This is a genomic window from Actinoplanes teichomyceticus ATCC 31121 (assembly GCF_003711105.1).
GTDB classification, from domain to species: Bacteria; Actinomycetota; Actinomycetes; order Mycobacteriales; family Micromonosporaceae; genus Actinoplanes; species Actinoplanes teichomyceticus.
The window spans coordinates 2,210,200-2,225,700 of sequence record NZ_CP023865.1; the positions used below are offsets into that span (position 1 = coordinate 2,210,200).

11 protein-coding genes are annotated in these 15,501 nt (G+C 73.8%); 5 read left to right on the forward strand and 6 right to left on the reverse strand.

The genetic code is table 11. The features are described 5' to 3' along the window. Positions 1-11: 11 nt before the first annotated feature. Both ACTEI_RS10030 and ACTEI_RS10035 read right to left on the reverse strand, forming a co-directional pair. Entirely contained in the window at positions 12-512 is a 501-nt protein-coding gene (locus ACTEI_RS10030) for a hypothetical protein (protein ID WP_122977403.1), read from the reverse strand. A 36-nt stretch (positions 513-548) separates the two neighbouring features. Further along, positions 549-1,688, reverse strand: coding sequence for a YhjD/YihY/BrkB family envelope integrity protein (locus tag ACTEI_RS10035; protein ID WP_122977404.1), 1,140 nt, complete (start codon positions 1,686-1,688; stop codon positions 549-551). Positions 1,689-1,955: 267 nt separating this feature from the next. On the opposite strand from ACTEI_RS10035, the gene ACTEI_RS10040 reads away from it, so the two are divergent. Beyond that, entirely contained in the window at positions 1,956-2,411 is a 456-nt protein-coding gene (locus ACTEI_RS10040; protein ID WP_122977405.1) for a DUF7144 family membrane protein, read from the forward strand. Positions 2,412-2,466: 55 nt separating this feature from the next. After that, positions 2,467-3,003, forward strand: coding sequence for an HdeD family acid-resistance protein (locus ACTEI_RS10045; RefSeq protein WP_122977406.1), 537 nt, complete (start codon positions 2,467-2,469; stop codon positions 3,001-3,003). 132 nt (positions 3,004-3,135) lie between these two features. Here the strand turns inward: ACTEI_RS10045 and ACTEI_RS10050 are convergent, their stop codons facing one another. From ACTEI_RS10050 to ACTEI_RS10060, 3 genes are all read right to left on the reverse strand, one after another. After that, the gene (locus ACTEI_RS10050; RefSeq protein WP_122982036.1) at positions 3,136-4,512 is read right to left on the reverse strand and encodes a S28 family serine protease; all 1,377 of its coding nucleotides are present in this window, start codon (positions 4,510-4,512) and stop codon (positions 3,136-3,138) included. A 96-nt stretch (positions 4,513-4,608) separates the two neighbouring features. Then, entirely contained in the window at positions 4,609-5,073 is a 465-nt protein-coding gene (locus tag ACTEI_RS10055; protein WP_239082330.1) for a type VII secretion system-associated protein, read from the reverse strand. Between the two features lie 5 nt (positions 5,074-5,078). Continuing rightward, positions 5,079-9,653 carry a DUF6531 domain-containing protein gene (locus ACTEI_RS10060; RefSeq protein ID WP_122977408.1) on the reverse strand — a complete coding sequence of 1,525 codons (4,575 nt, stop codon included), beginning with the start codon at positions 9,651-9,653 and terminating at the stop codon, positions 5,079-5,081. Between the two features lie 136 nt (positions 9,654-9,789). Between ACTEI_RS10060 and ACTEI_RS10065 the strand changes: the two genes are divergently transcribed. The 3 genes from ACTEI_RS10065 to ACTEI_RS10075 all read left to right on the forward strand — a co-directional run bounded on the left by ACTEI_RS10065 (position 9,790) and on the right by ACTEI_RS10075 (position 11,098). Further along, on the forward strand, positions 9,790-10,089 hold the full coding sequence (locus ACTEI_RS10065) for a hypothetical protein (RefSeq protein WP_122977409.1): 300 nt from the start codon (positions 9,790-9,792) through the stop codon (positions 10,087-10,089). A 3-nt stretch (positions 10,090-10,092) separates the two neighbouring features. Continuing rightward, the gene (locus tag ACTEI_RS10070; RefSeq protein ID WP_122977410.1) at positions 10,093-10,695 is read left to right on the forward strand and encodes a hypothetical protein; all 603 of its coding nucleotides are present in this window, start codon (positions 10,093-10,095) and stop codon (positions 10,693-10,695) included. A gap of 103 nt (positions 10,696-10,798) precedes the next feature. Further along, positions 10,799-11,098 carry a WXG100 family type VII secretion target gene (locus tag ACTEI_RS10075; RefSeq protein ID WP_122977411.1) on the forward strand — a complete coding sequence of 100 codons (300 nt, stop codon included), beginning with the start codon at positions 10,799-10,801 and terminating at the stop codon, positions 11,096-11,098. 47 nt (positions 11,099-11,145) lie between these two features. On the opposite strand, the gene ACTEI_RS10080 is transcribed toward ACTEI_RS10075, so the two are convergent. Further along, positions 11,146-15,390 carry an FtsK/SpoIIIE domain-containing protein gene (locus ACTEI_RS10080; protein WP_239082329.1) on the reverse strand — a complete coding sequence of 1,415 codons (4,245 nt, stop codon included), beginning with the start codon at positions 15,388-15,390 and terminating at the stop codon, positions 11,146-11,148. Positions 15,391-15,501: the final 111 nt, after the last annotated feature.

Genomic DNA, 15,501 nt, shown 5'->3' on the forward strand with positions numbered 1-15,501 from the left:
CGCGGGGCGGGTCAGTGCAGCAGGGTCTTGAGGATGATCAGGACGACCCCGAACATGCCGGCGACCACGGTGCACTGGACCCGCTCACCGGTGCTCAGCCGGCCGTTCGCGCCGATCCGCCAGCCGGCCACGGCCAGCAGCAGCGTGCTGCAGGCCAGCGAGACGATCTCCGCGGTGATCAGGCGCGCGCCGCTCAGGCGTACCAGGATGAGCACCAGCAACGGCAGGCCGGACGCGGTGACGATCTCCCAGCCGGCGGTCAGCTGCTCGCGGATGACGTGCCGGGCCGGCCGGCGACCCTGATGGATGCGTTCCGCCACGATCCGGGCGTAGCGTTCGGCCGCCCAGTAGACGAGGAGGGTGACCAGGACCGCGACGACCACGTCCCGGACACTCTCCCCGTGCCCGGCGACCAGGACGGCGGCGCCGACGATGATGCCGTAGACGCCGGACGCCGTCGCCTCCTCCGTCTCGTGGGTCAGCCGGACCCGCAGGGCACGATTGACGGTCATGGGGCTCAGCGTCGCCGAGCCGGCGCGGCGCGCTCCTCACCCGCGGCGGATGAATCGCGGCGTCCGGCGGCGTCCGGCGGCGGACGCGGCGCCCGGCGCTGCCCGGCCCGGCCCCCGCTCCTGTTCCCGGATCAGCAGCTGCCGGGCACGCACGTCCGCCGGCGTCGGGTCGCCCGGATCGAGTCCTCGGGGCCACAGGGCGGCCTGCCGGACGGCGGCCGCCTCCGCCGCGCACACCAGAAGGTTGCTCAGCAGGTAGAGCACGGTGAAGGCGGCGGCCACGGTGGCGAAGCCGCCGTAGATCGGCCCGGCGCGCCGGATCAGCCCCGGCATCAGCGCCGCGCCCAGCTGCAGCACCAGCGTGATCCCCACCGCGCCGGGCAGCGCGGCAGGCCACAGCGCGCGCATCGGCGCCGGCCGGTCCAGCAGCAGCCGGGTGACCAGCACCAGCACCGCGTACGCCGCCACGCACGAGGCGGCCCACCCGCCGGCGAAGGACAGCTGCGGCAGCGCGGCCACCGCCACCACGACCGCGCCGGCGAGGACCACCGCCAGTGCGGCGAGCACCCGCAGGTACCGCGAGACCAGACCGGAGCGCTGCCGGTAGGGGACCGCGGCGAGGTGGTTGAGCGTCCGGTACGCGGACAGCACCACCCCGGCCCCGGCGACGGCGAGGCCGGCCAGCCCGATCAGCCACGCGGCACGCGACGTGGGCAGGGCGGCGAGGCCCGCCTCCACGCCGGGCCGCAGCACCGGCGGCACGATGGCGTCGAACAGCTCCCGGCGCAGCTCGGGCCGGCGGGGCAGCACCCGCGACATGATCGTCACGCCGAGCAGCAGCGTCGGGAAGAGGCTGAGAAACCCGTAGTAGGTGATCAGCGCGGCCTCCCGGGTGCCGCCGTCGTCCAGGTACTTGCGGAGCACCGCGTAGCCGAAGGCGACCGCTCGGTGCCGGCGCTGCCAGCCGTCGAGGCGGCGGATCACCACCGGCACCCGGCGGCGCCCGCCGGCCGGACCGGCGGCGCGTCCACGGCCGCGGAGCCGGCCGGAACGGCGGGCCGGAGCGCCGCCACCGGGACCCCGGCGGCATCGTGGCCCGCGTCGGCCCCGGCGTTCCGGCCCGCCGGACGGCACCCGGGTGAGCCGGCCACCGGCCCGGCTGTACTCGATCGGCATGACAGGTCTCTCTTTGCGCGGCGGGCCGCCAGGGCAGCACCAGCATCCCCGCGGGCCGCGCGCCGGCACCTCATTCCGCCGGGATGAGGCGCCGCACGCGGCGCGGGAGGACCGTGGCAGCGAACCGTGGCGCGCGAGGAACGGCGAAGGTCGCGACCGAGACGGGCCGAGCGATGCCGGAAGGGACCTGTCGCGTCAGGATCTCCGGATCCACCCCGACAAACCGAACGGGATCCACCCGACAAACCGAACGGAGGAACCACCGAGATGTCCAGTACACAGGAGAGAACCGGGTACACCCAGCAGCCGTCGTACGGCATGCCGGTGCCGGGCCGGGAATCCACCGGCTGGGCGGGCATGGTGCTGTTCGCCGGCGTGATGATGCTGCTGCTCGGCAGCTTCCAGGCGATCGAGGGGCTGGTCGCCATCGTCCGGGACAACTACTACCTGGCCACCAGCTCCGGGCTCGTGCTGACCTTCGACTACACCACCTGGGGATGGACCCACCTGGTGCTCGGCGCGATCGCGGTGGCCGCCGGTGTCGGCCTGCTGGCCGGGCAGACCTGGGCGCGGGTGGTCGGCATCGCCATCGCCGGGCTGAGCGCCCTGATGAACATGATGTTCCTGCCCGCGTACCCGGTCTGGTGCGCCATCGTGATCGCCGTCGACGTGCTGGTGATCTACGCGCTGGCCGCGCACGGCCGGGAGATCGGCTACCACTGAGACGGCAGCGGCTGGGCCGGCCGGTGCCGGCGTTGTGTCGGAGAGGGGAACCGTCATGTCCAGGAATGCGGTGTGGCTGCGCCTGGCGGCGGGCGTGCTGGCGGTGGTGATGGGCATCGTCGCCTTCGCCTGGCCGTCGGCCACCCTGCGGGTGGTCGGCCTCCTGTTCGGCTCCCAGCTGCTGGTGATGGGTGTGGTCCGGGCGGCTCAGCTTCTCGTCGACCCGGACACCCCGGTGGTGCAGCGGGTGCTCGGCGTCATCTTCGGCGTGCTCACCGGCCTGGTCGGCATCGTCTGCCTGCGCAACGTCGCCGGGTCGCTGGTGCTGCTGCTGGTGATCGTGGCCGTCGGCTGGCTGCTCGACGGCCTGGCCGAGATCTTCACGACGATCGGTGACAGCGGCGTCCATCCGGACGGGGCCGGTTGGCGGCTCGCGACCGGGCTGTGCGCCGTGCTCGCCGCGATCGCCGTGCTCGTCTGGCCGGGGCTGGGGCTGGCCACGTTCCTGTTCATCGGCGCGACCACCCTGGTCTTCGTCGGCCTCTGCCAGATCCTCATCGGGGTCTCCGGCCTTCGCGCCCACCCCGCCTGAGCGGCCACGCCACCGGACGGGCGCCGCGCCGGTCACCGCCGGCCGGTGCACGGCGCGGCCGGCGGTGACCGCCCGGCCGGTGCACGGCCCGGCCGGGCGGGTGGTCAACGGTGGCGCGGCGCGCCGGTGGCGTCAGCCGATGCGCCGGCGGTCGCCGAGCATGTCGTCGAGCGGCAGGTCCACGGCGGCCGGGGCGGCCAGCGCCGCCGGCACGCCGGCCCAGCGGCGCAGCGTGGCCGTGGCCTGCGCGGCGTCCTGCGCGTTCAGCTTGCTGATGTTCGCGCCGTGATTCGCGCCCGGGGCCACGTACAGCGCGGAGTCCCGCTTGCTGGGCGTGAACCGTTCGGCGCCCCAGGGGTCGTTCTCGCCGTAGATGAAGAGCATCCGCGGCGCGGCGGTACGGACCCACAGGTCCACGTCGATCATCGGTACCGGGTTGTGCCGGCGGCGCAGCTCGGCCGGCAGCGACGAGTTCGCGGTGTACAGGCCGGGGTACGCGCGCAGCCCGCGCAGGTGCTCGAAGCGCAGGCTGGGCCAGCCCAGCTGGGTGGCGGCCTGGTAGTAGTACGGCCAGTAGTACTCCAGGGCCTGGTCGGTGTAGAAGCTCCACCCGGCGACCGTGTCGACCCAGCCGTACAGCTGGTCGTCGGTCGCGGTGGCGGCGGGCACCGTCGCGCAGTCGGCGACCGTGCTGTACTGCCAGAACGCCCACACCGCGTCCAGGACGGTCATCTCGAACGAGCGGTCGGCGGTGCCGATGGTCCGGTCGAACGTCCAGCCCTGTGCGGCCGCGTCGGCCGCCAGCCGGGGGACGAGCCGGTCCCGGCGGCGCAGCGCCTCGCGCTGCACGTCGTCGAGGGCCGCGCGGCACTCCGGCGTGCCGACCGTGTCGAAGAACCGGTCGTAGGCCCGGTCGGCCGGGTTGACCACGTCGTCCGGGGCGACGTAGGCCACCACGCCGTCGACGTCACCGGGGTAGAACCGCCGGTGGTAGACCGAGGTCATGCCGCCCTTGCTGGCCCCGGTCTGGATCCAGCGCCCCGAGTAGAGGGTCTTGAACGCGGTGACGATCCGGTGCTCGTCGGTCGCCTCCTGCCAGATGTCGAGGTCGGACCAGTCGGCCGCGGCGGGCCGGGACGGGGTGAAGAAGCGGTGCTCGACCGAGATCTGGTTGGCGCCCAGCAGGGCGGTCGGCTCGGTCTGCGCCGGCCGCGGGTTGGCGGGCAGACCGTACCCGCTGGTGGCCAGCACCACCGGCGCGTCGTCGGAGCGGTGCAGCAGGGTGAGGCGCTGCTCGAAGGCGCCGGCCCCGGGACGGCGGTGGTCGGCCGGCTGGCGGTACGTCAGCACGAAGAACCGGTAGCCGCTGGCCTGCGTCTCGGAGACGACGGAGAGCCCGGGGACGGCCGCCAGCCGGTCGAGCAGGGGGTCGTCCGCGGCGTGTGCGGCGGCGGTCGGGGACAGAACTGTCAGCAGGGACACGAGGACTGCGACGATGCGAGATCTCACGCCCGCCACCATATCGACGTGCGGCGATCAGCGGCAGTCGTGGGCATCGATGGGCATCCGGCGGCGGCCCGCGCTGCCGCCGGATGCCCGCCGGGCTCAGACCAGGGCGGCGGCGGGCAGCCGTACCTCCAGGTCGGTGCCGGGGTTGAGCAGCAGCGCGCGGTCCCCGAGCCCGGCCGCCAGCCGGGTCACCGGAAGCCGCCGCCAGTCCCGGTCCTCGCCGGCCACCGGCAGGTAGCGGTCCGAGGTCCAGGCGCGCACCTCCGGGTCGTCGCCGGGAGCGGCGGGGTCGACGAAGACCGTGCCGGCCAGCAGAGCGGTGCGCACCGCGTGGTCGTCACCGTGCCCGGTGGCGGCGTTCTGGATGGCCGCCTCGACGTCGTTGGCCGGGGCGGGCAGGCCGAGGACGCGCGGCGACGGCCGGTAGTCGGGGTTGGGGATCATCTCCGTGCCCACCGTGCCGTCCGCGTCGACCGGGTACGCGCCGGCGATCGCGTACGGCGGGATCTCGTCGGCGCCCTCGTAGGCCGGGTCGACCGCGTACATCCATTGCATCGTCATGCTCCTCACCGGTTGCCCGGCACGTAGCCGTCGTTGTCGAACTGTTCCATCTTGAACTGGCCGGGCGGGATGTCGAGCTGCTGCACGCCGTCCTTGATCCCGACGTTGTACGGCATGTCGATCTTGAACGCGTGCGAGATGTTCTTCCCGGGGATGTGGTCCAGCGCGGCGAACTCCATCTGCGACGCCTTGCTGGCGTCGTGCACCGCCTGCACGTTGAGCTCGACGAAGGGCTGGCTGTCGGCACGCACCACGTAGACGTACCCGTAGTGCATCTTGTATTCCTTGCCGCCGATCTTCCTGGTGAACTCGACGCCCTCGGCCGGCAGGTTCTGCAGCTGGAACGCGATGTCCTTGTCCCGGACGAACTGCAGCGCGGTGCTCCAGTCCGAGGTGGTCGAGATGAAGCCGCTGTAGGTGTTGCCCTCGCGCACCTTCGAGCTGTTCTGCTGGTGCAGCTTGATGTCGTAGTGCGGGTTCGCCTCCTTGAAGATGGCGTTCGACTTCAGGCCCTCCTGGAAGATCTTTTCCGGCGGGACGTCCGAGCCGTGGTAGAGCCACTTCGGTTTGGAGACGTTCGGCACGAGGTTCGGGATCACCAGGTACGGGTTCTTGTACGCGGTGATCGCCGACACCCCGAGGTCGCCCGCCTCGTCGAACAGGTCCAGGGTGGCCGCCAGGTCCTCGGTGCCGCCGGGCGTGACGTGCGGGACGCTGGAGCCGCCCGGACCGGTGCACATCAGGCCGAGCGGGTCGGTCAGCAGCAGCGGGTTGGCGACGTAGCCGGCCGGGTCCAGCGCCGGCGCCAGGCCCAGCGGGTCCTGGCTCAGGTACCGGCCGGCCAGCGGGTCGTAGTAGCGGAAGACGTTGTAGTGCAGGCCGGTCTCGTCGTCGCGGTACTGCCCGGGGAAGGCCAGCGGCTGCACCGCGGCCGGGGTGTCGGTGGCGCCCCACAGCGTGGCGCTGTTGCGCCAGCGCAGGGCGCCGTCGGCGCCGAGCAGCTCGGTCGGGGTGCCGGCGGCGTCGGTGACCACGGTCGCGTAGTCCAAGTCGGCCCCGACCCGCACGGTCCGGGCGACCGGCCGCCCGTCGCCCGGGTGGTGGTCCCAGGTGGTGACCCGCAGCGTGCCGTCGGCGTCGGTGTGCGCCTGCTCCACCAGCGTGCTGCCGGACCAGGCGAAGTCGTAGCGCTCCACGGCCACCCCGCCGGTCACCCGCTGCTTGCTGATCCGGCGCCCGAGCGGGTCGTACCGGTAACGCCAGACGTCGCCGCCCGGGGTGTGCGCCTCGACCAGCTGGTCGTCGGCGTTCCAGGTGAAGTGCCAGGTGCCGGCGCCCGCGACGGTACGGCTGGTCATCCGGCCGTGCGCGTCGTACGTGCCGGAGACCGGGCCGGCGGCGCGCAGCAGCGTGCCGTCGTACTCGCCGTCGAGGCGTCCCTGCCGGTAGTGGTACGTCTCGTCGTGCCCCGCGCCCCGGACGCCGGTGACCCGGCCGGTGCGGTCCAGGTCGTACTCGCGCCGCCCGGTCCAGTCGGTGATCGCGGTCACCATGCCGTCGGCCCGGTGCTCGAAGCCGCGCACGCCGGTCCCCGGCAGCTCCTGGGCGAGCAGGCGGTCGCCGTCGCCGTGCGTCTGGGACATCACGGCCCGGCCGTCGACGGCGCGATGCGTCTCCCGGCCCCGCACGTCGTGGCGCAGCCGCAGCTCGTGCCCGCCGGAGCGCAGCGCGTACGGGCGGCCGAACGGGTCCATCGTCCAGGCGCTGACCACCCCGGCCGGGGTGTGCCGGGTGACGGTGCCGGTCGCCGCGTCGCGGTCCAGGCGCACGGTGCGTCCGTCGACCGTCTCGGCGACCCGGCGCCCGTCCGCGTCCCACTCGACGGCCAGCCGGGTGCCGGCGCCGCCGGCCTCGACCAGCCGGCCGTCGCGGTCGTAGCGGTAGGTGGTGGTCCCGGTCGGGGTGCGCCGCTCGATCACGTTGCCGAGCGGGTCCCGCACGAACTCCACGGTCTCGCCGAGGCCGTTGGTCGCGGTGATCGGGCGGCCGGCCGCGTCGTAGCCGAAGTACCGGGTGCGGCCGTTGAAATCGGTCTCGCTGACCAGCCGGCCGGCCGGGTCGTACGCATAGCGCCAGACCAGGCCGCGCGGGTCGGTGACCGAGGTGATCCGCAGCTCGGTGTCGTAGGTGTAGCTGGTGCGCAGCCCGTCCGCGTCCACGGTCGCCCGCAGCAGCCCGAACGGCCCGTACTCGGCGCGCCACCGGCCGCCCGCGGCGTCGGCCCGCTCCACCGGGTAGCCCTCCGGGTCGTAGCTGATCGTCTCGCCGTCGCCGGTCACCGCCCACCCGGCCAGGCCCTCCATCCGCTGCGGGTGGGCCGGGCGGCCGCCGCGCAGCCGGTCCGGGTCCAGGCGCGGGGCGGTTCCCGGCAGCGCGGCGCCCGGGGCGGGAGCCGGCACCACGACGCCGTCCGGCCGGGTCACCGTGGTCGGGCGGCCCTGCTCGTCGTAGCCGTAGAGGGTGGTGTGGCCCAGCGGGTCGGTCTGCGACAGCAGCCGGTTGTGCCGGCCCCAGGCGAAGCGGGTGGTGTTGCCGAGCGGGTCGGTGACGCTGGTCTTGTGGTGGTACTCGTCGAACGTGTAGGTGGTGGTGTGCCCCAGCGAGTCGGTCCAGGTGGTGCGGCCGGGCTCGTAGGTCAGGGTGGCGCTGAGGTAGCCGTCCTCACCGACCGTGCCGACGCAGCGGCCGTCCTCGTCGTAGGTGTAGCGGTAGCCGTACCCGTTGCGGTCGATCCACTGGGTGATCCGGTCCTCGTGGTCGTGCCGGAACGTCGCCGGGACCCCGGAGATGTTGCGCACCTCGGTCAGGCGGCCGTCACCGTCGTACCGGAAACCGGCGACCGCCGTCTGGCGGCCGGAACCGGCCGCGGCCAGGGTGATCCCGGTGATCCGGCCGTCCTGCGCGGTGAACCGGACCCGCCGGCCGGACGGGTGGTGCAGGGCGCGCGGGACGCCGTCCGGGTCGCGCTCGACCCGCAGCAGGTTGCCGTCGTGATCGGCGACCGACCGCAGCCGCCCGTCCGCGCCGAACGTCAGGACGCGCTCGCCGGTGTCCAGGCGGGCGCTGCCGTCCGCGGCGACGGTCAGCGGCCAGCGCGGGCCCTCCTCGGGCAGCACCGCGGTGCCCGGCGCGCCGGTCGGGTAGACCAGCACCATCGCGTCGGCGGCGAAGAACAGCGTCGCCCGGCTGTCGGTCTCGATCCGCTGGTCCAGGGTGGAGGCCCAGCTCCGGCCGAAGAGGCCGCCGCCGCGGTAGGACGACAGGTGGGTGCGTTCCAGCCGGAACGGCAGTGGCGCGGGCAGCTCCAGGTCCACCTCGGTGAGCACCATCTCGCCGGTGGCGACGTCGATCGGGTCGGTGACGCACTCGCGGATGTCGATCGAGCGGGAGACGTCCCTGGGCACCGGCGGGACCTTGACGTGGAACAGGTCGGCGAGCCGGGCCGCGCCCAGGTTCACCAGCCCGCCGAGGTTCTTGACCACGGTGACCGCGCCCACGCCAGCCCCCTTGATCAGGTTGACCATGTCGTTGGCCAGGGCCTTCATGCCGGTGAGGGCGGCCTTGCCGATCTCCTTGAGGCCGCCGGTCTTGTAGAGCGCGCTGAGCTTGGACAGCGAGGTCAGCCCCTTGACCCCGGGGATGACCCCGAGCAGGCCGAAGACCAGGTCCATCACCGACCCCTTGCCGTGCGCGAAGTCCACCACCGCTTTGATCAGCAGGATCGCGCCGGCGGCGAGGGCCACCCAGGCCAGCGGCCCACCGATGATCATCGCGATGATGCCGGCGACCAGGGCCACCCACTTGGCGACCTCGCAGATGATGTTCCACAGCTCCTTGAACGCGTCGCCCAGCTTCTGCCAGAAGGAGCGCGGCTGGATGCCGGCGTCGGAGGCGTCGTCGATCTGCCGGGCGCAGGTGCGCGCGGCGCCGTCGCGCAACTGTTTGGCCTGCATCGCCAGCTGCTTGGCCAGGTCCAGCTCGCCCTGCGCCCCGGCGACCGCGCTGCGCGCCCGGTCGCGGCGCTGCTGCGCGGCCTCGGCGTCCCGGACCGCCTGCTTGACCTGCTCCGGGTCCGGCGCCTGGGTCTCGGCGTTGAGCCGCTCGGCGGCCTGCGCGGCGCCGGTGAAGTCGGTCTCCGCGATGCTCAGCGAGCCCTGCAGGGACGTGAGCTTCTCCGCCGCGATCCGGCCGTCGGCGAGCGCCCGGTCCGCCTGGGCCTGGGCGCTCTCCAGTACGGGCGCGAAGTCCTCCAGCGCGTCGCCGACCATCCGGTGCGAGCGGTACAGCTTGTCGATCTGCCCGGGGAACTCGCCGAACTGCTCGCGGAACGCGTCCCCGGACTGGCCCACCCAGGTCAGCAGCGAGCCGTCGCCCTGCAGCGAGTCGACGGCGCGCTTGGCCCGGTATGCGTGGTCGGCGAAGTCGTGGAAGCGTTCCGCGAGCCGGCGTACCCGCTCCGGGTCGCCGGGCGTGGGATCGCCGTCCATGTCCAGGACGTACCAGTCCGCCGGCCTAGCCATGGTGCCTCCACTCTCCCTGCGACGCGGCGGAGTCTAACGTGTTCCGTCACGCAGCGTTCCGATCATGAGGTTGGATGATCTCCCCTCGGCCGCGTACGCTGCCACCGGCGCACGTGATCGACAGGGACGGAGAGGCATGGCTGCCGACCGCTTAACGGTCAATCTGGACGGCCTGTCGGACTTTGCTGTCCAGTTGGAGAGCATTAGAGCCGGTATGGACTCGGCCAGGACCTGGATGAACGAGTTCTCCGGAGACCTCGGCGGTCGAGAAGTCGACCATGCGATCAGTCACTTCGAGTCACATTGGCGCGACGGCCGGGGACGGGTCGACAAGAACTGCGAGGAGCTGATCAAGATGGCCAAGCAGGCCGTCGAGAACCTGCGCAAGGCCGACGACGATCTGGCTTCGCAACTGCGCGAGAGCATGAAGGGCTGAGCCATGACCGTGACCGGCTTCTCGATCACCGTGCCGGACTCGTGGTTCGAGCTGGAATTGCACCCCGACGCGCGCAACGCCGCCGTCAACTCGCTGGTCGAGACCCGCCTCAAGGACGTGCCGGAGCTCTACGAGCACCGGTCCGCGCTGGCCAAGGTGCTGCGCGAGACGGCGCGGCGGGCGTACGACAGCGGCGCCCGCTTCTGCGGCACGCTGGTCACCGTCGTCGGCGACGCGATCATGTCGGCCACCGTCACGGTGACCGTCGTGGACGCCCCGGACGGGCAGGGCGCCGCCGACGCGATCACCCCGCACCTGACCGCCCGGCCCCGCCGCGGCGCCGACTCGCTCTGGCGAGAGATCGAGTCGGTGGAGATCCCGGGCGCCGGCCGGGTGCCCCGCACCCGCGGCGTCGACGACGTCACGCTGCCCGACGGCGCCGGCTGGGTCCGCTCGCTGATCATGCAGACCTTCGTGCCGTTCCCCGGACCGGAGCCGACCCGGGTCGCCCTGATCACCGGCAGTTCCCCGGTGCTCGCCCTGGAGACGGAGTTCTTCGACGTCTTCGACGCGGTCACCGCGACCTTCCGCTTCACCGGAGCCTGAGTCCCACCCCGCGCCGGCCCGCTCGACCGCGAGCGTCGACCCTCCCCGGCCGGCGCCGCGCCGCCCGACTTCCGATTCACCAGCGCCTGACAAGGAGAACGACATGGCGAACGTCAATGTGACGTACCAGGAGATGCGCGACGCCGCGACCAAGCTCACCAACGGCAAGGAAGAGATCATCTCCCGGCTCAGCGAGCTGAAGAACATGGTCAACAGCCTGGTGAACGGCGGCTACGTGACCGACTCGTCGAGCAAGCAGTTCGACCAGTCGTACACCGAGTTCAACGACGGCGCCAGCAAGGTGATCGAGGGGCTGGAGGGCATGGGCAAGTACCTGACCACCGCCGCGGACACCTTCCAGCAGGCGGACGACGAGCTGGCCAAGGCGCTGCGCAGCAGCTGACCGGCGTGCCGGAGTGACGCAGGGGGGCGCCGCGGCGCCCCCCTGCGTCACTCCGGCACCTGCACGGTGATCGGCTCACCGTCGCCCAGGTGCAGCATCGCCCGCCCGGGCCGGACCGGCTGGCCGACCGCCGCGCGTTGCAGCCGCAGCCCGATCAGGTCGCCGTCGGTGCGGTTCTGCGGCGACAGCAGGGCGCCCCGCCGGCTGCGCCGGGCGTCGACCAGCCAGCCGCTGAAGCCGACGCTGAGATCCTCCGGGTCGCCCGCGTAGATCACCGCGAGCTGCCGGGCCTCGCCGTTGCGGATGACGTCGCGCAGCTCGCCGGAGGCCGCCGCGTCGCGCAGCGTGGCCGCGTCGTCGACCACGATCAGCGCCCGGCCGGTCACCCGCGCCAGCGCGCCGGTCAGCTCCTCCGGGCTGACGTCCGTGCCGGTGAGGACGGCCAGCACGCCCGGGCGGCCGGCCAGGTCACGCACCGGTGAGGTACGCGGCGCCAGGACGATGACCTGCTGACCGGCGTCCAGCGCGGAGCGGGCCATGCTCGTCAGCATGGTGCTGCGACCGGACTTGGCCGGGCCGCCGATGCCGAACGCCGGCACGCCGGTGGCCAGGTCCGGCCCGTAGCGCAGCAACTGGTGCTCGCCGCCCACCCCGGCCATCACCCAACCGGCCCCGGTCGCCGCCTGCGGGAGCGCGACCGCCTGCGCGTAGCCGATCTGGGCCGGCACCTCGCCCAGCCGGAACGGGCGCAGCGCGGCGGGCACCGCGGCGTCGCGCTCGGTGGCCAGCCGGCCGATCTCGGCCAGGGCGGCCGCCTGCGCCGCGCCGCTCGGGTCCTCGGCGAGCAGCGCGACCTGCACCTCGATGCCGGTCTCGGCGCGGAACGCGCGGCCCGGCTCGATCTCGTCCGGCAGATTGCGCGGGTGCAGCCCGAGCATCGCCACGTCGGTCTTGTCGGCCAGCCGGAACGTGATCTTGTCCTCGGTGAGGGCGGCGATCCGGCCGCTGAGCACCGACCGGTCCCCGGTGATCACCACGTGCACGCCGACGCTCGCGCCCTCCCGCAGGAACGTGAAGATCTTGTCGGTGAGGGTGCCGTTGTCCAGCTCGCCCAGCGTCGACAGGAACCCCTCCCAGCGGTCCAGCAGCAGGAAGACGTGCGACAGACGCTCGGCGCCGGTGGCCGCCCGGCGCTGCTCGGCGACGTCCGCGTAGCCGCCGGCCGCCAGCACCCCCTGCCGGCGGCGGATCTCCTCACCGATCCGGTCGATCAGGCGCAACGCCCGCTCCACCTCGGTACGCGTGACCACCGCCCCGCAGTGCGGCAGCCCGCCCAGCGGCAGCAGCGCGCCGTTGCCGCAGTCCAGGCCGTAGAGGTGCACGTCCGCGCTGGAGTGCGTGCGGGCCAGCGAGCCGGCCAGGGTGCGCAGCAGCTGGGAGCGCCCGGTGCGGGGCGCGCCCGCCGCGATCAGGTGGCCGAACTGGTCCAGCCGCAGCGCCGCGGTCCGCTGCACCTGCTGGGCGGGCAGATCCTCCACGCCGTACGGGACACCGTCGGTGGCCGCCAGGTCGTCGAGCCGCACCGACGACGGCAGCGCCGGCAGCCACGGGCTGTGCTGTTCCGGCACGCCGGCCTGCTCGGCCGCCACCCGCAGCGCCTCCACCAGCACCTGCAGGTCGGTGACCTCCTCCTGCCGGGCCTGCTGCGGCGCCTTGGCGGGCTCGATCGGCCGGGCCAGGTCCGCCCAGTCGAGCACGCGCAGCTGCGGCGGCGCCGCGTCGGCGGCACCGGCCACCCCGGGACGGCGCCCGCCGACCCGGCCGGCCTGGAACGGCACCAGCGAGGCGTGGCCGAGCCGCACGTACGCCCGGCCCGGCGTGCTCTTGGCGATCCGGGCCGCGTCCGGCGCGGTGAGCACGTCCTGGCTCTCCGCGGCGTCGGTGACCCGCAGCGCGATCCGCAGGTTGGTGTTGGCCCGGATCTCCGGCGACACCACGCCGCTGGGCCGCTGGGTGGCCAGCAGCAGGTGGATGCCGAGCGACCGGCCCCGCTGGGCGATGTTGACCAGCCCGGTGACGAAGTCCGGCAGCTCCCGGGCCATCGAGGCGAACTCGTCGATGACGATCAGCAGCCGGGGCAGCGGCGCCGCGCCGGGCTGCCGGGCGGCCACCCGGGTGTAGTCCTCGATGTCCTTGGCGCCGGCGGCGGCCAGCACGTGCTCGCGGCGGCGCAGCTCGGCGGAGAGCGACTCCAGGGCCCGGCGGACCAGGTGCTCGTCCAGGTCGGTGACCATGCCGACGGTGTGCGGCAGGCGTACGCAGTCCCCGAAGGCGCTGCCGCCCTTGTAGTCGACGAGCACGAACGTCATCGCGTCCGGGCGGTTGGCCACGGCCAGCGCCGCCACGATGGTCTGCAGCAACTCGGACTTGCCGGCGCCGGTGGTGCCGGCGATCAGCCCGTGCGGGCCGTCGCGCCGCAGGTCGATCTCGAACGGCCCGTCGAACGACTCGCCGACCACCGCCGCCGTGCTCGCGCCCCGGACCGCCCAGCGGGTCAGGATGTCCTCCGGTCGCGGCGGGTCCAGCGCCAGCACGTCGAGCAGCCGGCTGGACGTGGGCAGCGCCGCGTCGTCCTCGTTGTCGCTGACGTCCCGGATCGCGGCCAGCGCCCGGGCCACCCCGGCGCACCAGGCCGCCGGCGGGAGGTCCGGCTCGATGTCGGCCAGCGGGTCCGCTCCGGTACGCGAGATCCGCAGCCGGCCGCCCTCGGCCACCGCGACCGCCTGGCACTCGCCGGGCAGCAGCCGCTCGTCGGTGTCCAGGCAGATCGCGTACACCCCCATCGCGGGGCCCTCGCGCAGCAGCTGCACCACCCCGGGCAGCGACCGCAGCCGGCGCGAGCCGTCCAGCACGACCAGCATGTCCGGCTCGCGGAAGCCGGCCGAGCCGGTCTCCTTGCGTACCGCGGCGCGCTGCTCGACGAGCTCCAGCAGCCCGGCCACCCGGCGGCCCACCGAGTCGGCGTCGTGACCGATCAGCACCGCGGGACCGCCCGGCTGGCCCGGCCGCGCGTGCGGCAGCCAGCGCACCCAGTCCCAGCTCGCCCGGCCGGCCGGGTCGGTCAGCAGGGTCACCTGCACGTCGGCCGGGCTCTGCAGCACCGCGGTCTGCAGCACCGCCCAGCGGCCGAGCGCCCGGGCGCTGTCGCCGGGGCCGGCGAAACCGATCACCCCGTGCTCGCGCAGCGACAGGGTCACCGGCACGTCCGGGATGGACCAGTGCACGGTACGCCGGTGCTCGTCGCGCTCCGGGTCGTCGAGCGCCACCTCGGCGGGCAGCTCGCCGCTGCCCACCCGGATCAGCAGGTGGTCCGGGTCGCGGCGGCGGCGCTCCCAGAGCCGGCGGCGCGGCCCGGTGGCGATCACCGCGATCAGCGCCGGATCCGGGCACATCCCGCGCCGCTCGGCCTTCTCCAGTTCCAGGGCGTCGCGCGCGTCCTGCTCGATGCGGGTCTTGCGGGCCACGTACTCCTGGCGCAGCTGGGCGTACGACTGCTTGCCCTGCTTGCGCGACATGAGCCAGTTGCCGAACAGCGACAGCGGGCTGAGCAGCGCGAGCAGCAGCAGCGTCTTGTTGCCGGTGAGCAGCATCGCGGCGACGGCGCCGACCAGCGGGACGATCGCCATCAGCCACGGCAGCGGGCTGCGCTGCGGCTCCTTCGGCGGCATCGGCAGCCGGAACTTGGTCTCGTGACGCGGCGGCCGGATCCGCGGCGGGCGGTTGTAGTCCAGGCCGGTGCCGTCCGCGGAGGGCTCCAGGGCGGCGTCCGGGCGGGTGTACCCGGCCAGATCCAGCAGCGAGCCGCCGGCCCGGAGCAGCTGCCCGGGACGCCACTCGACACGCCCGGTGACCTCCGCGCCGTCGAGGGTCAGGGCCACCCCGGCGGCCGGCTCGATCGTGCAGCGGGCGTGGACGTCCACACTGACCGCGGCGGCGACGGCCGGCAGCGCCGGGTCGGCGACCGTCACCCAGCACTCCGGGGCGCCGCCGAGGTCGCCGCCGCCGGTGCTGAGCCGGACGAAACCGCCGGCCGCGGGCCCGCCGACGATCCGCACCTCGAGCAGCCCGGGCTGCTCCGGAGCCGGCCATCCGGCGGGCGCGTCGAGGCTGAGCACCACGCCGTCGCGGACCGCCGACCCGGCCACGGTCAGTGCGGGATCCAGGGGTTTGCCGTCGGCGTAGAGGGTCGGGGTTCCGGTGCGCCGTCCCGCATCCCGGAGGTGCCGTTGCACTGAGTGAGCGAGCGCCTCGATCGTGGCATCGCCGTCTGTGACCAGGGCCACGTCCGCGGAGTCGCCTGTCGCGGGGTCGACAATGGTTGATAACAGCTGCACAGCGCCTCC